The organism is Streptomyces sp. STR69 (assembly GCF_024519455.1).
Taxonomy (GTDB): domain Bacteria; phylum Actinomycetota; class Actinomycetes; order Streptomycetales; family Streptomycetaceae; genus Streptomyces.
Map to the genome: position 1 here is coordinate 38473 of NZ_JALJRY010000007.1, position 16008 is coordinate 54480.

Consider the following 16008-nt stretch of genomic DNA (forward strand, 5'->3'; position numbering starts at 1 on the left):
CGACTTCATGAACGACCAGATCCAGCCCGACGGCTCCGGCGAGGAGCACGAGCACGGGGCGCTCGGCGACGCCGAGTACGCGGAGTTCATGGAGCTCGCCGCCGTAGAGGGCTTCGACATCGAGGACGTCGAGGGCGCCATCGAGGAGGCCGGTCACGGGCCGCTGCCCGTACTCGCCGTCGTCGGCCGGCCGAACGTCGGCAAGTCGACTCTCGTCAACCGCATCATCGGCCGCCGCGAGGCCGTCGTGGAGGACAAGCCCGGTGTCACCCGCGACCGCGTGACCTACGAGGCCGAGTGGGCGGGCCGCCGCTTCAAGGTCGTCGACACCGGCGGCTGGGAGCAGGACGTCCTCGGCATCGACGCCTCCGTGGCCGCCCAGGCCGAGTACGCGATCGAGGCCGCCGACGCGGTCGTCTTCGTCGTCGACGCCAAGGTCGGCGCCACCGACACCGACGAGGCGGTCGTACGGCTGCTGCGCAAGGCGGGCAAGCCCGTCGTGCTGGCCGCCAACAAGGTCGACGGCCTGAGCGGCGAGTCCGACGCGGCCTACCTGTGGTCCCTGGGCCTCGGCGAGCCGCACCCCGTCTCCGCGCTGCACGGCCGCGGCACCGGCGACATGCTGGACGCCGTCCTGGAGGCGCTGCCGGAGGCGCCCGAGCAGACCTTCGGCACCGCGACCGGCGGTCCGCGCCGGATCGCCCTGATCGGCCGCCCGAACGTCGGCAAGTCCTCGCTGCTGAACAAGGTGGCGGGCGAGGAGCGCGTCGTCGTCAACGAGATCGCGGGCACCACCCGCGACCCGGTCGACGAGCTCATCGAACTCGGCGGCGTCACCTGGAAGTTCGTCGACACCGCCGGTATCCGCAAGCGCGTCCACCTCCAGCAGGGCGCCGACTACTACGCCTCGCTGCGCACCGCCGCCGCCGTCGAGAAGGCGGAGGTCGCGGTCATCCTGATCGACGCCTCCGAGAACATCTCGGTGCAGGACCAGCGCATCGTCACCATGGCCGTCGAGGCGGGCCGCGCGATCGTCCTCGCGTTCAACAAGTGGGACACCCTCGACGAGGAGCGCCGCTACTACCTGGAGCGCGAGATCGAGACCGAGCTCGCCCAGGTCGCGTGGGCGCCCCGGGTGAACATCTCGGCGCGCACCGGCCGCCACATGGAGAAGCTGGTCCCGGGCATCGAGACCGCCCTCGCCGGCTGGGAGACCCGCGTCCCCACGGGCCGCCTGAACGCCTTCCTCGGCGAGCTGGTCGCCGCCCACCCGCACCCGGTCCGCGGCGGCAAGCAGCCCCGCATCCTCTTCGGCACCCAGGCCGGCACCAAGCCCCCGCGCTTCGTGCTCTTCGCCTCCGGCTTCATCGAGGCGGGCTACCGCCGCTTCATCGAGCGCCGCCTGCGCGAGGAGTTCGCCTTCGAGGGCACCCCGATCCACATCTCGGTCCGGGTGCGCGAGAAGCGCGGCAAGAAGAAGTAGCCGTAGCCGTACGGTTGTTCACGGCTGTTCTACGACGAAGAGGGCGGCTCCTGTCTCGACAGGGGCCGCCCTCTTCGCGCTGTACGTCAGATGCCTCGGCGTGGGCCGGGCGGCAGGGCCGGGATGTGGTGCATCCCGGTGTGGCCCTGCTGCTGGCCCACGTGACCGAGTTGCCCTACGCGCTGCCACTGCGACTGCTGCCGGGCGCTGTAGGCCCCCGCGCTGTACGCGCTGTACGAACCCCCGCCGAACGAGCCGCCACCGAATGAGCCGCCGAACGAGCCCGTGCTGTGCGGGCTGTGCCCGAAGGCGGTGAAGCCCAGCTCCTCCTCGCCGCTGCGGTCACCCGGCAGCGAGCGGAAGGTCTTGACCCACTCCGAGTAGAGCCGGTCGTAGATCGGCGTGGCCGATGGGCCGCCGGAGCTGTCCCGGTCCGATCGCGAGGACGGGATCGACTGGTACGGCCGGCTGCGGGGAACATCGTATGCGTGCACGTATGTCCAAACGACGCGTGACCTGAAGGGATGCGGCTCAGGTGCCCGCGAGCGGGAGCGCGGAGCCGACCAACTTGCCGTTCGCCGCGGCCTTGTCGAGCGCGCTGCGCAGTAGGTCCTCGCGGGGCTGGCGGCCGATCGAGCCCACCGGCGCCGCGAACATCAGCACCTGCTGGTGCTTGTTGGCGGCGGCCCGCCAGCTGTCGGTGACCTGGAGCGGCTGGTGCGCCTGCCACCAGGCCACCGGGGAACCGCCGGTGCTGCTCGGCTGGAGCACCGCGTGCAGCTGGCCCGCGGCGAGCAGCACCGACCAGCCGTGCAGCACCGGCGGCACGGTGGTGATCTCGCTGAGCGGCATGAAGCCCTGCTCGATCAGCAGCGGCAGGAAGTCGTCGCCGGCACCGGTGGAGCCGGGCCGCACGATGGGCGCGGTCGGCTCGACCACCAGGGCGGGGTGCAACTCCCCTGAGATCAGGACGAGTCCGCTGGTCACACCGAGCACGGCCTGCTCGGGTACGGCCTTCTCCGGTTCGCCGGCCGGGGCGTGCGCGTTGCCGCTGATGGAGCGGACGGCGCCCTGCAGCTGCTCCTCGGTGACCTGGACGATCTGGGAGGGCAGGCAGGTGGCGTGGGCGAAGGCGAGGACGGCGGTCTCGTCGCCGATGAACAGGACGGTGCTGGTGCGCTCCTGATCGGAGTCGCCCTGGGTGCGGCACGACGTGCAGTCGTAGCTGCCCGGGGCGTTGTCTCCGGCGAGCAGCCGGTCGGCTTCTTCGTCGCCGATCTCGGCGCGTACGTCGTCGCTGACGTCGAGCATGCGCGGCACGGGTGGCTCCCTCGGAATGCGGTGCCCGGTGGGTCCCGGGCTCATGAAGAAGACAACGGACGATCTGTGGCGGGAGTCACGCTCCAGAGCGAACCGAATCCAACCAACCGCAGCACAGGGTCACACCGGGTGCGGAATCGGGCACTCCCTGTCAACTGCATGGAAATGCAAGGGAGTTGGTTGCGTGAACCGAGTCACAGCGTTAAGGGGCAGTTGGTCGAAAAATCAGTAAATGAGGGAATGTAGTGGGTGGCCGGAAAATGCCGCTACCCCGGGTAACGGTCAACTGGCCTGGCACGACGGGTCGTTGGTCGACATCGACTCGTCCACGTCCGTACATTCCTCCACCGTGTGCAACGAGCACCGCTCGGGAACGTCCGCCGGCCGATCAAGCCAGTTCAACAGCACAGCCGCCGGCGGACGGGGCGGAGCGCGAGGACCACGTCGATACGTGGGAGCCGCGGACCGCCTTGGGGGACCCCGAGTTGTTGGAGAGGGAACTACATGTCCGAATGTGCCGATACCACTCGCGACAACACGCCTGAGACCCACCGCAAGGGTCAGGCACGGACGGCGGCGGTCCTCGCCGGAGCCGCCCTGCTCGCCCCGCTGGGCGTGCTGGCGGCCACCGGTAACGCCGCGGCGGCCGACAGCGGAGTGTGGGACCGCATCGCCCAGTGCGAGAGCGGCGGCAACTGGCACATCAACACCGGCAACGGCTACTACGGAGGACTCCAGTTCTCCGCCGGCACCTGGCGCGCCTACGGCGGCTCGGCCTACGCGGCCACCGCCGACCAGGCCTCCCGGTCCGCGCAGATCACCGTGGCCACCAAGGTCCAGCACGCCCAGGGCTGGGGCGCCTGGCCGGTCTGTTCGGTACGGGCCGGAGCGAGCGGCAGCGCACCCGCGGCCTCCTCCGGCACGGTCACCGAGAAGTCCACGAAGACGAAGTCCACGAAGACGACGAAGAAGTCGTCCACCGAGTCGACGGTCAAGTCGACCAAGAAGGCGGCCCCTTCGAAGCCCGCGGCGAAGACGCCGGACCGCGGCACGAACAACGCCTCGCGCGGCACGTCCCGCGGCGACTACACGGTCCGCGAGGGCGACACCCTCAGCGGCATCGCGGCCGAACACGGCACCACTTGGCGGAAGATCTACTCCGCCAACAAGGCCGTCATCGGCGGCGACCCCGATCTGATCATGCCCGGGCAGCAGCTCGACCTCTGAGCCGAACCGCTCCCGCCGCGCCCCCGCCAGGTCCGTCGACCGGGCGGGGGCCCGCCGTTACGCCAGTTCGGCCGCCTCGCCGCCGAACACGACCGCCCCGCGCCGCAGTTCGTACACGAGGGCGGACCGGCCGCGCAGCACGGGCGGCAGCCGCTGCTCGGCGACGACCACGCACGCGTCCAGCCCGCCCAGCAGTTCGTACGTGCGGTCCGCGACCGCCGGTGACATGCCCTGCGCCGGCTCGTCGACGAGCACCACGCGCGCACGTGCCAGCAGGGCACGGGAGAGGGCCAGCATGCGCTGCTCGCCCCCGGAGAGGGTGCCGGCCCGGCGAGGGAGCAGGGGACCCAGCTGCGGGTACGCGTCGAGGGCCACGGAGTAGTCCCGCGCGGCGAGTTCGAGGTTCTCGTGGACGGTGAGGGACCCGAACACGGCCCGCCGTTCCGGCACCAGACACAGTCCCCGGCGAGCCCGTTCGTAGGCGGGCATACGGGTCACATCGGCGCCGTCCCACACCACCGCGCCGCCCGACAGCGCGACCGTACCGGCGAGGGCGCGCAGCGCGGTCGTGCGGCCTGAGCCGTTGCGGCCGAGCAGGACGGTGAGCCCGTGGGCGGGGGCGGCGAGGGTGACGCCGTGCAGCGCTTCGAGTGAGCCGTAGCGCACGCGTGCGTGGCGCAGGGTGATGGTCATGCCGGGGTCTCCCAGGTGCCGGGCGAGTCGAGGACCCGGTGCGGTGGTCCGGCGGCGACGATGCGGCCCGCCGCCATCACATGGACCACGTCGGCGAGGTCGGCGACCAGGTCGAGGTCGTGCTCCACGACGAGCAGGGCGGTGCCCTCCGCGGCCAGCGCCCTCAACACCAGGGTCAGTGCGGCCACTTCGGCGGTGTCGAGTCCGGCGGCGGGCTCGTCGAGCAGCAGCACGCGCGGGCTGCCCGCGAACGCCCTCGCCAGTTCGACCCGGCGCAGTGTCCCGGTGGACAGCCCGGCGGCGGGCAGCGACCGCAGCTCCCCGTGGAGCCCGAAGAGCCGCAACGCCCGCTCCACGGCCGCGGGTTCGGCGACCCGCCCTTGCTCGGCCCCCACCCGCACGTTCTCGGCGACGGTCAACGAGGGGAAGACGGCGAGCTGTTGAAAGGTCCGGGCGACCCCGAGCCGGGTACGGGCGTGCGCGGGCAGCCGAGTGATATCCCGCCCGCCGAGCCGGACCCGCCCGCGCACGGGCCGCAGGGTCCCGGCCAGACAGTGGAACAGGGTGCTCTTTCCGGCCCCGTTGGGCCCTACGACGGCGGTCACTTGCCCCGCCCGTACGACGAGATCGACTCCGTTGAGGGCGGTGAAGGTGCCGTAACTGGCGTACAGGGCATGGGCGGTGAGGAGGGGTGGGACTGGTCTGAGAGGGGGTGTTCCTTCGGGCCGGTGTGTGGGCTCAAGGGCGCGCCTCCACCCGGCGCCGACGTCGGCCTCCGCTGGGCGCACAACATCCTTGCGGGTGGCTGCTGTTGAGCCCGCCTCGCCCCGCTGCCCGGGCCCGGCGGTGCGTCCTCGCGGGTCCCGGGCACCGTCGGACACCCGCCCGCCACCGAGCTCCGCGCTGCGCGCAACACCCGCGTGCCCGGCCGCCGTCGAGCCCATCCGCGTCGGCCTGCCCACCATCCGCAACCTCCGCCGCACCCGCACCCCCAACGGCGTGAGCCGCGCCCGGTGTCGGGGCCGCAGCCGCTCGACCGCCGTCCGCAGCGCCTCGTACGGACCCCCGGGAAACCGCCCCACGCACACCGCCAGCACCCCGATCAGTGCCGCCGCCACTCCGCCGCGCGCGCCCGCGTCCAGGCCGACCAGCAGGGCCGCGGCCGTCAGCGCGCCCAGGGTGCTGTCGGCGCCCAGGACGACCACCGCGGCGAACCACAGCAGGCCCCGGACGGGGTCGTAGGCCGAAGGGTCGAAGGCGCGCAGGCCCATGCCGAGCATGCCGCCGCCGAGGGCGGCCAGCGCGGCGCCCGCGACGAAGGCCAGGAGTTTCAGGGACGGGACCCGGACGCCCGCCGCCGACGCGCCCGCCTCGTGGTCGCGCATCGCGGCGAGGGCGCGGCCCGTGCGGCCCCGGCGCAGGGCGTGGGTGGCCAGCAACGCGCATGCCAGCAGGGCGAGTTCGAGGACGTAGTAGGCGCGGTCCCCGTCGAAGCCGGACGGGCGGTCCAGCGACAGGCCCGACGTGGCGTACGGCTGGGCGAAGACGAAGCGGCTGACCCCGACGCCGACCGCGAAGGTCGCGAGGGCGAGGGACAGGCCGTGGCGGCCGATCGCGGGCCAGCCCGTCAGCAGGCCCAGGGGAGCCACCAGGAGCACCGCCACCGTCAGCGCGGCCAGTTCGGGGAGGCGGGGCAGTCCCGGGAAGCGGCCCGCCGCCAGCAGCGCCGTGAACAGGGCACCCAGGCCCGCGTACGCCGCCTGCCCCAGCGAGAGCTGGCCGCCGCGCCCGGTGACCACCACCAGGGACAGCAACACCACGCCCAGCGCGGGGACTTGGACCGAGGTGTGCAGGTCCGAGCCGGCGAAGCCGAGGGGGAGCAGGAACAGCACCGCGGCCACGATCCAGGCACCGGGAGGCGTCGCGACGCGCGCCCTCGTCGTCGTACGAGGGAGCGCGTCCCTCGCACCGAGACCCGGCAGGACCAGCGCCACGGCCAACAGGGCGACCACGAACAGGTTCGCGCCCACCGCCTGCACCAACTGCCCGCCCCAGCCGGACAGATGGACCCTCGTCAACTGGCTCTGCCCGACCCCGATCCCCAGCGCCACGACCACGGCGACCGGCAGACTCCGCATCCGCGCGGCCACCGCGACCGCCACCACCTCCATGACGAGCAGGGGCAGGCCGTACGGGTCCAGGCGCACGAACGGGGCGAGGAGCACGCCCGTCAGCCCCGCCGTGAAGGACCCGAACGCCCAGCCCGCCGCCGCCACCCGGTCCGCGTCCACCCCGCCCAGCACCGCGAGCTGCCGGTCGTCCACCACGGCCCGCAGCTCCCGTCCGAACCGCGTCCGGCGAATGACCGCCCCGACGCCCGCCGCGAGCACGAGCACCACCGCCAACTGCCCCCAGGGATCGGCCGACACCAGCTCCGGCGCGTCGTCCCGGGCGCCCTGCCCCCACACCAGCGCCGCCCCGCCGACCAGCAGCACGAACACCCCGATCGACGCGACCAGGGTCTGCGCCGGATCGCCGCCGAGGGCCGACAACGGTCGGAAGACGAATCGTTCCAGCGCCACCCCGACACCCGGCGCAAGGAACAGCAGCGTCACCACCGCGCCCAGCCACAGCGGCCAGCCCCACCCCACCACGCACTGCCGCAGGGCATACGCGCACACCATCGCGACCGCGCCGTGCGCGAAGTTGAGCACGCCGGTCGCCCGGTACGTCACGATCAGGCCGATCCCGGTGAGCGCGGCGGCGCTGCCGACGGACAGGCCGGCGAGGGTGAGGTCGTAGCTCAGCGAGGACATCAGTCGTCGGCTTCGGCGGGCTCGCAGATCGGGCAGGGGCTCAACTCGCCGTTCGCCACGAGCTTCGAGTCCACCGGTACCGCCTCCGCCTTCCCGGCGACCAACGGGCAGTCCGCGCGGTGCCACAACGTGCCGCCGGGCACCATCAACAGGTCTCCGCTGACCGCCAGGGGCGCCGCGGCGACCTCTGCCGACTCCTCGGCGTCGTCGGCTCCGGCGGCCACGAGAAGGGCGTACAGCTCCTCCACGCGCGCGGTGGCGAGGGCGCCGCGGCCGTGGGTGAGCAGGACCGCACCCGCGACGATCAGGGCGGCGCCGGGGATCGTGCAGGAGGCCAGGTAGGGGAGTTGGCGTTCGGCGTAGCGCTCGCCGGAGACGCCGTACCAGCCGAGCACGCACAGCACCGCACCGGCGGCGAGCGCGGCCCAGCCGGCCCACAGGACGGGACGCACGGTCCGCAGTCGGGCTGTCCGCATTTACGGCTCCCACATGTCATGTGTCTGTCCATGCCGGCCAATGGCTTGCACTATGCCTTCTGACACCCGACCTGAAAACACCGGGCGCGCACGGCCCGGACCGACACCCGGTGGTGAGCCAGATGGTTCTCGGGAGCGACCTCAGGCGAAGGAACGCGAGGGATGCAAGGCGACGGCGGGGCACGGTAGTCACGGCCGCCGCCCTGCTGCTCGTGCTCGGCCCGGCCCTGGCGGCCTGCAGCGACGACAGCGGGGGCGGCAGCGGCGCGCCACCGCCCACCCCGTCCGTCGAGCGGACGACGAGCGCACCGGCGACCGCGCCCGCCGACCCGGCCGCCGCCACGACCCAGATCAAGGCCAACTGGAAGAAGTTCTTCGACCCGGCCGGCTCCACCCAGGACAAACAGGCCGTCCTGGAGAACGGCGACAAGATGGGCCCGGTCCTGAAGGCGTTCAACGGCGACAAACGCGGCGGACAGGTCCAGGCGGAGGTCACCAAGGTCGTGTTCACCAAGGCGGACAAGGCGACCGTCACCTACACGCTGACCCTCAACGGTGCCACCGCCCTGCCGGACGCCTCCGGGACCTCCGTCGAGCAGGGCGGCACCTGGAAGGTGTCCGTCAACACCCTGTGCGCGCTGGTGGCGTTGAGCGGCGATGCCTCGCCGTCGCCCGGGTCGGGCTGCTGAGGCCGCTGCCGCGGTGCTGCTGCTCCTCCTCGGGGGCACGGCCTGCGGCAGCCGTCTCCCGGAGAGCGACTTCGAGCACGGCGACACCCGTACGCCCGCGCCGAGCACCGGCACGCCGATCCGGGTCGGCATCATCACCAGCGCGACCAGCCCGGTCGGCGGCGACACCTTCACCGGCCCCCGCGACGGCGCCGAGGCGTACTTCGGCCGCGTCAACGCGGGCGGGGGCATCGCCGGTCGCCGGGTCGAGGTGCGGCTGTGCGACGACGGCGGCAGCGGGGTCGGCAACAACACATGCGTGCACCAACTGGTCGACGAGGACAAGGTCGTCGCCCTGGTCGCCACCACCGTCCTCGACTACGCGGGCGCCTCCCGTGTCTCCCACGCGCGCGTGCCCGACATCGGCGGCCAGCCCATCGGCGCCGCCTACGACACCTGGCCGCACCTGTACGGCATCTACGGCAGCCTCGCACCCCGCGCGGGCGCCCCGGGCTGGGGCGGCAAGCTGTACGGCGGCACGGAGGTCTACCGGTACTTCAAGCAGCGCCAGGGCGCACGGACCGCCGCCGTCGTGTCGTACAACCAGGCCGCGTCCGCCGCCTATGCCCGGCTCGTCGAACAGGGGCTGAAGGCCGAGGGCTACAAAGTCGTCCCCGAACAGGTCGACTTCGCGCTGCCCAACTTCCGTGCCGCCGCGGCCGACCTGAAGCAGCAGGGCGCCGACCTCGTCTTCGACGCCCTCGACACGCACGGGAACGCCCAGTTGTGCGCGGCGATGGACCAGGTCGGCGCGAGCGTCGTCGCCAAGGTGACGAACGTACAGAACTGGACATCCACCGTCCCGGAGGACTACAAGAACTCCCCGCGCTGCCGCAACGCCCTGTGGGCGACCGGGTCCAGCCGTGACTTCGACGACGTGTCGCAGCCCGCCGTAAAGGAGTTCCGGGAGGCGACCAAGGGGCTGAAGACGCATTCCCAGTGGCAGTTGGAGGGGTGGGCGGCGGCGATGTGGTTCACGGACGCGGCGAAGGCGTGCGCGAAAACGGGCGTCACGCGCGCGTGCGTCGACGACTTCATGAACCGGAGCGAGCACTACACCGCCGACGGCCTGCTGGTTCCCGTCTCCTTCGAGCGGCTCGCCGAACCGCCGAGGACGCGCAGGACCTGTCTGTCGGTCGCCCGCTGGCAGGACGGCAAGGGGTGGATCCCGCAGGGGGACATGAACAGCACCTGTTTCGAAGTGCCGCAACTCCCGTACAGCCCTTGATAACTGCCCTACTGCCCTTGATACAGACTTCGACCATGTTGGAGACCTCGGCACGACTCCTGCGGCTGCTCTCGCTGCTCCAGGCCCACCGCGAGTGGTCCGGCGCCGACCTGGCCGACCGGCTCGGGGTCACCCCGCGCACCGTGCGCCGGGACGTCGACCGACTGCGCGAGCTGGGCTACCCCGTCAACGCCAGTCCCGGCACGGGCGGCGGCTACCAGCTGGGCGCGGGCGCAGAGTTGCCGCCGCTGCTGCTGGACGACGACGAGGCGGTCGCCGTGGCGGTCGGCCTGCGCACCGCCGCCGGGCAGGGCATCGAGGGCATCGGCGAGACCTCCGTACGCGCCCTCACCAAGCTGGAACAGGTCCTCCCGAACCGGCTGCGCCGCCGGGTGGGCGCCCTCAACGCGTTCACCGTGCCGATGCTGCACAACACCCTGCCGTCCGCCGTCGACCCCGCCGTACTGACCGAGCTGGCCGCCCTGTGCCGGGACGCCGAGCGGCTGCGCTTCGACTACGAGAGCCACGACGGCGCCCCCCCCCGCCGTACCGTCGAACCGCACCGCCTGGTGTGCACCGAGCGCCGCTGGTACCTGGTCGCCTGGGACCTGGACCGCGAGGACTGGCGCACCTTCCGCGTCGACCGCGTCACGCCCAGACCGCCGCACGGGCCGCGCTTCACCCCGCGCGAACCACCGGCCGAGGACCTCGCCGCGTACGTGTCGAAAGGGGTCTCCACGCGCGCGTACGCCTCGCAGGCCGTTGTCCGGCTGCTCGTGCCCCTGGAGCGGGCCGCCGAGCGGATCTCACCGTCCGCCGGGACGCTGGAGGCGGACGGGCCGGACGCCTGTCTGCTGCGGACCGGGGCGCCGAACCTCGATGTGATGGTGATCCATGTGGTGATGATGGGCTTCGAGTTCGAGGTCCTGGAGCCGGTCGAGCTGACCGGGGCGATCAGGACGGCGCGGGACCGGCTGTCCCGTGCGCTGGACCGGGACGGCCCGGGGCCGCACAGCGATTCTGTGCCGGAACGGTGAAACTCTTATGCTGCGTCAGCTCCCGCCGTACGGCACGGAATCGGAATGGAATGGGGCGCCCGGCCGGTTCTCGCGGAACTTTCCGCCGGGCTATTCGACGGGCCGGACCGACAGGCGGGAATTACGTTCGAATGCCCGCGTAAGGCGTACGGAACCGCTCATACGTGTGAGACGGTCGGAACAAAACACACGTCCTGATCCTGTGACAGAAGTGTGACCGGAGAGGGTCGTGGAGAGCGGGAGAGGGGCTAGCGTGGCGGGCATGGCACCCATTCCGACTCCACCGGCGAAGCCCCAGGACAGCCCCGACACCTACGTCGGCCTCGACGCGCCGGAGGCCGAGCGGCTCGCGCGGGAACGGGGGTGGTCGACCGTGCGGTCGCTGCCGCCGGGGGCGATCATCACCATGGAGTACCGCGAGGGCCGGCTCAACTTCGAGGTCAAGGACGGCACGGTGGCGCGCGCCTGGAAAGGCTGAACGCGCACGTCACGAAGGCCCCGGTTCCGCAGGAGGAACCGGGGCCTTCGTCATGCGGGGATGGGTTGTGCGTACCGGCCCCGCGGTTCGGTGGGTCAGCCGCCCGCCGCCGGACGGGCCGTCGCCGAGGCGGTGCCACGTGCCACCCGCTCCGGATGCGGCGGTCGGCGGCTGCCGATCGGGGTGACCGGGGTGCGCTCCGAGCGGGTCGTGTGCGGGCTCGGAGCGAGATGGGCGGGAGGCCGCGCCGAACGGCTCGCGGTGACCGTCTCGCGGGCCGCCGGGACCTCGTCGCCCGAGGTGGAGGTGCGCGGCTTGAGCAGCACGGGCGCGGTGACCGGGGACGTCGGCACGGGGGCCGGCGCCGTACCGCCGCGGCGGGCGCGCCAACGGTCGCGGGAGTCGAAGATGCGGGTCTCGGCCAGCGCGATCAGCGGCTCGCACCACGGGAGGGCGAGCAGCACCAGCAGACCGGCGGCCCAGCCGAGCAGCACGTCGCTCAGCCAGTGGGTACCGAGGTAGACCGTGGCGAGACCGACGCCGAGCGAGGTCACGGCGGACGCGGCGGACAACCAGCGGCGGGCTCGTGGCGTGGAGGCCAGATACGCCAGAATCCCCCAGGTCACGACCGCGTTGGCGGTGTGGCCGCTGGGAAATATATCGCCGCCGAGACCCATCTCGTTCGAGCCGATGACGGTGGCGTAGTGCGGGCCGAGGCGGCCCATGCCGAGCTTGGCGGCGCCGACCGTGATGTTCAGCAACAGCAGCAGGGTGCCCAGGGTCAGCAGCGGGCGCAGTGTGTGCTGCCGCCACGAGCGCCAGCCCAGCCAGGCCGCGACCATCACCGCGGTCGGGCCGCGCTGGCCCAGCACCACGTAGTAGTCGACGAACCAGTGGATGCCGGCCCATTGCTGGTACGGCCGGAAGAACATGACCTGCCAGTCGAACCGGACCAGCCAGGACGTGGTCACGACGAGCCATACGATCGCCAGATAGAAGGCCAGGGTCGCGGCAAACAGCACGACCCTGTGCCGGCTCATCTTCGGCACATCGATGTTGGCCGGCCGTTCGGGTTCACGGTCCAGCCTCGCGAACACCCGGTCCAGACGGGTGAGGTTTCGTTCGGTACGCACTCAATCGACGTTACAGCGAGTGAGTGTGGATCCCCGTCGAATCAGCGGCTTTGTGATGACGATGTGATGTGGGAAAGCTCTCAGGAGCAGGTTTATTTCCGAGGATTCCGCAATCCCCGATGGCTCCGTCCTTCAATTCCTTTGATCATGTCGGCCCCAGTTTTATGGCACTTATTAATCAGTTCACCAAATGCTGGGGTGAAATTAGCCGGGCGCTCACCGCTGCCCGGAGTGGATCATGGCGGACCGGTGCCGTTCAGCCAGAACGCCCCGTACACGGCCGACGCCACCGCGACACCGCTCACCACCCACGCTGACCTGGAGGTACGTAGCCGTGCCAGGGCGAGCGCGAGGGGGAACAGCAGGGGGAACGCGGGCATCAGCAGGCGCGGTTTCGAGCCGAAGTAGCTCGACGCGCACAGCGCGAGCGCGGTGACGACCCCCGTGTACACCAGGAGGGGCAGCGGCTGGCCCTGCCGGACCCCCACGACGTACAGCCAGACGACCAGCCCGACCCCGACGATGAGCCCGACCCCGGCCAGGGCGGACGGGAACGAGGTGAACTTCTCACCGACGAAACGGGCGAAGGCGGCGCCGCCGTCGAAACCGTTGCGCCAGCCCGCCTGTACGTCGAGATAGCCCAGCGGACCCTTGCCGGTGCGGTGGCCGACCCACAGGACGTACCCGGCGGCGCCCAGGGGCGCGAGCACCAGACCGAGGGCGCACCGCCAGTTCCGCGCGCCGGGCGCGAGCGCCGCGCTGCGATCCCGCACGAAAGAGGTGAGACCCGCGGACGAGGCGGCCCCCACGAACGAGGCGATGCCCGCCACCCACAGCGCGGCCACCACGGCGAGCCCCACGGGCCGGGTCAGACCGGCGAACAGCGCCAGGACCCCCGCCGTCGGCCAGCGTCCGGTCAGCACGGCGTACAGCGACCAGGCGGCGAGCGCCGTGAACAGCGACTCGCTGTACGCCATCGACTGCACGATCCCCACCGGCAGCACGGCCCACAGCAGCACGGCACACACGCCCGCCCTGCGGCCGTAGACATGCTCGGCGACCGCGAAGATCCCCCAGGCCGCCGCGAGCGACGCGAGCAGGCTCACCACGAGACCGCCGTCGGCGTACGACAGCGGGGAGACCGCGTGCATGAACCTTTCCAGCCAGGGCAGCAGCGGGAAGAAGGCGAGGTTCGAGTGGACGTCGCCGTTCGGGAGCCGCACCTCGTAGCCGTAACCGAGGTCGGCGACCCGGGTGTACCAGAGGGCGTCCCAGCGGGCTGTCAGCAAGGTGTGGGCGCTCTTGCCGCGCGCCGCGCTCCACACCGCGAGCACCACCAGGCCCAGGGCGCGGACGGCGGCGTACCCGAGGAGGGCCGGGGCCGCCCGGCGCAGCGGTGCTTCAAGATCGGTCACGGACCCGATTATCGACGGGGTGCGGAACCGACAGACCCGGCGGGGCGTGGTCCACAGGAGGGGGAGTGGTGTACGCCACACGTGTTGTCCGGGGAGTGTGAGAGGTCCGCCACGTGGCATTGGCGTGAACTCGCGTACTCTGACGGCTCACTCGCCTTCGTTGCGCGGGTCGGAGACACCGCTCCTCTCCGGCCGCAGTCACGGGGAGTCCCCACCCCGTGAGCCCGCCGAACGCGAGGGAACATCTGGGAGGTAGTACATGTCCGGGACGACCACGGCCGCCGCAGCGCTGCGCCGTCGGGCGGCCGGGGCCGGTGCCAACCGCTGGGTCGTCCTCGTCGTCCTCTGTGTCAGCCTGCTGCTCGTCGCGCTGGACGCCACCGTGCTCCATGTCGCGGTGCCCGCCGTCACCGAGGACCTCAAACCCGGCGCGATAGAGCTGCTCTGGATCGTCGACGTCTATCCGCTGGTCTGCGCCTCGCTCCTGATCCTCTTCGGCACGCTCGGCGACCGCGTCGGCCGCAGACGCATCCTGCTCCTCGGCTACGGCCTCTTCGGCATCGCCTCCGGCCTGGCCGCCTGCGCCCATTCCGCCCAGGTCCTGATCCTCGCGCGGGCGCTGCTCGGCGTCGGCGGCGCGATGATCATGCCCGCCACGCTGTCGATCCTCCGCCAGGTCTTCCCCGACCGGCGCGAGCGCGCGGTGGCGATCGGCGTGTGGAGCGCGGTGGCCGCGGTGGGCGCGGCGGTGGGTCCGCTGCTCGGCGGTTTCCTCCTCGAACACTTCTGGTGGGGCTCGGTCTTCCTGGTCAACATCCCCTTGATGCTGATCAGCCTGCCGATCGGCCGCCTTCTGCTCCCCGAGTCCCGCGGCGACCGCAACGGCCCGTGGGACGTCGTCGGCGCGCTGATGGCCGCGGGCGGACTCTTCGGAGTCGTCCTGGGCGTGAAGCGGCTCGGCGGCGGAGAGCCCGTGGACAGCGCGTGGACCGTGGCCCCGCTGCTCGTGGGCGCGGTGCTGCTGGTTCTCTTCGTACGACGGCAACGGCGTCGTACGCATCCGCTGGTGGACCTGAGCATGTTCCGCAGGCCGGCGTTCAGCACATCGGTCGGCTGCATCGTGCTGGCGATGCTGGCGTTGGTGGGCCTGGAACTGATCGCGGCCCAATACCTGCAACTGGTACTGGGGTTGTCCCCTCTCCAGACGGGTCTACGACTGCTGCCGCTGACGTTCGCGGCGATGGCGGCCGGGCTGTTCGGGGCGCGGATGCTCCGGCGTTTCGGCCCGCGCCGGATGGTGTGCTCGGGCTTCTGCCTCACCGCGGTCTCGGTGCTGACGCTCACCGCGATGGGCGGCCGGGACAACACCGGGCTGCTGCTCTTCGGGTTCCTGCTGCTCGGGTTCGGCCTGGAGATGACGCTCTTCGGGGCGTACGAGTCGATGCTGAGCGAGTCGCCGCCGGACCAGGCGGGCGGCGCGGCGGCGATCGGCGAGACCTCCTACCAACTCGGCGCCGGCATCGGCATCGCGCTCCTCGGCAGCGTCATGAACGCGGCGTACGCGCCCGGGCTGCGGTCCGTGCCCGGGGTGCCGACCTCCGCGTCGGCCTCGGCGGGCCACTCACTGGGCGAGGCCTACGACATCGCCGCGCGTCTGGGCGGGGTGCGTGGTGCCGCCCTGCGCGACGCGGCTCGGCACGCCTTCGTGCACGGCCTGCACGTCACGCTGCTCGTCAGCGCGGGCCTGCTGCTGCTGGGCGCGGTGATGGCGTTGCGGTTGCCCCGCATCATGCACTGCGAGGTGCCCGCGGCGGCTGTAGCGGTACCTGCCCCTCGCGAAGTGACACAGTCCCGCGTCTCCGCCTGAACAACATCTCCCACCCACGCACCGCCCGCTACGGGCGCTTGAAGGGTGGACGTCTCCTGTGGGGGTGCCTCGCCGTCGGCGCCTGCCCGTCCGCGCTATCGTAACTA

The 16008-nt window shown here is 71.9% G+C and carries 14 protein-coding genes; 7 read left to right on the forward strand and 7 right to left on the reverse strand.

What is annotated here, in order from left to right:
* Positions 1-7: 7 nt before the first annotated feature.
* Positions 8-1483: a ribosome biogenesis GTPase Der gene (der, locus tag OC490_RS14390; protein ID WP_262058305.1), complete on the forward strand. Its 1476-nt coding sequence runs from the start codon at positions 8-10 to the stop codon at positions 1481-1483.
* Positions 1484-1569: 86 nt separating this feature from the next.
* On the opposite strand, the gene OC490_RS14395 is transcribed toward der, so the two are convergent.
* The gene (locus tag OC490_RS14395) at positions 1570-1977 is read right to left on the reverse strand and encodes a hypothetical protein (RefSeq protein WP_262058306.1); all 408 of its coding nucleotides are present in this window, start codon (positions 1975-1977) and stop codon (positions 1570-1572) included.
* 37 nt (positions 1978-2014) lie between these two features.
* Positions 2015-2803, reverse strand: a complete 789-nt coding sequence (locus OC490_RS14400; RefSeq protein WP_262058307.1) for a hypothetical protein — start codon at positions 2801-2803, stop codon at positions 2015-2017.
* 504 nt (positions 2804-3307) lie between these two features.
* On the opposite strand from OC490_RS14400, the gene OC490_RS14405 reads away from it, so the two are divergent.
* Positions 3308-4030, forward strand: a complete 723-nt coding sequence (locus OC490_RS14405) for a LysM peptidoglycan-binding domain-containing protein (protein ID WP_262058308.1) — start codon at positions 3308-3310, stop codon at positions 4028-4030.
* 57 nt (positions 4031-4087) lie between these two features.
* Here the strand turns inward: OC490_RS14405 and OC490_RS14410 are convergent, their stop codons facing one another.
* The 3 genes from OC490_RS14410 to OC490_RS14420 are packed head-to-tail and all read right to left on the reverse strand — an operon-like array spanning position 4088 to position 8015.
* Positions 4088-4723, reverse strand: coding sequence for an ATP-binding cassette domain-containing protein (locus tag OC490_RS14410; RefSeq protein WP_262058309.1), 636 nt, complete (start codon positions 4721-4723; stop codon positions 4088-4090).
* Complete coding sequence (locus OC490_RS14415) at positions 4720-7539, reverse strand: ABC transporter permease subunit (RefSeq protein WP_262058310.1); 2820 nt, start codon at positions 7537-7539, stop codon at positions 4720-4722. The genes OC490_RS14410 and OC490_RS14415 overlap by 4 nt, the downstream gene beginning before the upstream one ends.
* Positions 7539-8015, reverse strand: a complete 477-nt coding sequence (locus OC490_RS14420) for a hypothetical protein (RefSeq protein ID WP_262058311.1) — start codon at positions 8013-8015, stop codon at positions 7539-7541. The genes OC490_RS14415 and OC490_RS14420 overlap by 1 nt, the downstream gene beginning before the upstream one ends.
* Before the next feature lie 122 nt (positions 8016-8137).
* On the opposite strand from OC490_RS14420, the gene OC490_RS14425 reads away from it, so the two are divergent.
* The 4 genes from OC490_RS14425 to OC490_RS14440 all read left to right on the forward strand — a co-directional run bounded on the left by OC490_RS14425 (position 8138) and on the right by OC490_RS14440 (position 11486).
* Positions 8138-8704 (forward strand): hypothetical protein, encoded by a 567-nt coding sequence (locus OC490_RS14425; protein ID WP_262058312.1) that lies wholly within the window; start codon positions 8138-8140, stop codon positions 8702-8704.
* Positions 8673-9971: an ABC transporter substrate-binding protein gene (locus OC490_RS14430; RefSeq protein ID WP_262058313.1), complete on the forward strand. Its 1299-nt coding sequence runs from the start codon at positions 8673-8675 to the stop codon at positions 9969-9971. The genes OC490_RS14425 and OC490_RS14430 overlap by 32 nt, the downstream gene beginning before the upstream one ends.
* A 35-nt stretch (positions 9972-10006) precedes the next feature.
* The gene (locus OC490_RS14435; protein WP_262058314.1) at positions 10007-11008 is read left to right on the forward strand and encodes a helix-turn-helix transcriptional regulator; all 1002 of its coding nucleotides are present in this window, start codon (positions 10007-10009) and stop codon (positions 11006-11008) included.
* 262 nt (positions 11009-11270) lie between these two features.
* The gene (locus tag OC490_RS14440; RefSeq protein WP_262058315.1) at positions 11271-11486 is read left to right on the forward strand and encodes an I78 family peptidase inhibitor; all 216 of its coding nucleotides are present in this window, start codon (positions 11271-11273) and stop codon (positions 11484-11486) included.
* Between the two features lie 95 nt (positions 11487-11581).
* On the opposite strand, the gene OC490_RS14445 is transcribed toward OC490_RS14440, so the two are convergent.
* Together OC490_RS14445 and OC490_RS14450 are read right to left on the reverse strand one after the other, a co-directional pair.
* Positions 11582-12619: a phosphatase PAP2 family protein gene (locus OC490_RS14445; protein WP_262058316.1), complete on the reverse strand. Its 1038-nt coding sequence runs from the start codon at positions 12617-12619 to the stop codon at positions 11582-11584.
* Positions 12620-12855: 236 nt separating this feature from the next.
* The gene (locus OC490_RS14450; RefSeq protein ID WP_262058317.1) at positions 12856-14034 is read right to left on the reverse strand and encodes a glycosyltransferase family 39 protein; all 1179 of its coding nucleotides are present in this window, start codon (positions 14032-14034) and stop codon (positions 12856-12858) included.
* Positions 14035-14293: 259 nt separating this feature from the next.
* On the opposite strand from OC490_RS14450, the gene OC490_RS14455 reads away from it, so the two are divergent.
* Positions 14294-15901 (forward strand): MFS transporter, encoded by a 1608-nt coding sequence (locus tag OC490_RS14455; RefSeq protein ID WP_262058318.1) that lies wholly within the window; start codon positions 14294-14296, stop codon positions 15899-15901.
* Positions 15902-16008 lie beyond the last annotated feature (107 nt).

Bases quoted from the DNA above. Each gene is read 5' to 3' on its own strand.
- der (WP_262058305.1), top strand. From the start codon at position 8: ATGAACGACCAGATCCAGCCCGACGGCTCCGGCGAGGAGCACGAGCAC.
- OC490_RS14405 (WP_262058308.1), top strand. From the start codon at position 3,308: ATGTCCGAATGTGCCGATACCACTCGCGACAACACGCCTGAGACCCAC.
- OC490_RS14410 (WP_262058309.1), bottom strand. From the start codon at position 4,723: ATGACCATCACCCTGCGCCACGCACGCGTGCGCTACGGCTCACTCGAA.
- OC490_RS14415 (WP_262058310.1), bottom strand. From the start codon at position 7,539: ATGTCCTCGCTGAGCTACGACCTCACCCTCGCCGGCCTGTCCGTCGGC.
- OC490_RS14420 (WP_262058311.1), bottom strand. From the start codon at position 8,015: ATGCGGACAGCCCGACTGCGGACCGTGCGTCCCGTCCTGTGGGCCGGC.
- OC490_RS14425 (WP_262058312.1), top strand. From the start codon at position 8,138: ATGGTTCTCGGGAGCGACCTCAGGCGAAGGAACGCGAGGGATGCAAGG.
- OC490_RS14430 (WP_262058313.1), top strand. From the start codon at position 8,673: ATGCCTCGCCGTCGCCCGGGTCGGGCTGCTGAGGCCGCTGCCGCGGTG.
- OC490_RS14435 (WP_262058314.1), top strand. From the start codon at position 10,007: ATGTTGGAGACCTCGGCACGACTCCTGCGGCTGCTCTCGCTGCTCCAG.
- OC490_RS14440 (WP_262058315.1), top strand. From the start codon at position 11,271: ATGGCACCCATTCCGACTCCACCGGCGAAGCCCCAGGACAGCCCCGAC.
- OC490_RS14455 (WP_262058318.1), top strand. From the start codon at position 14,294: ATGTCCGGGACGACCACGGCCGCCGCAGCGCTGCGCCGTCGGGCGGCC.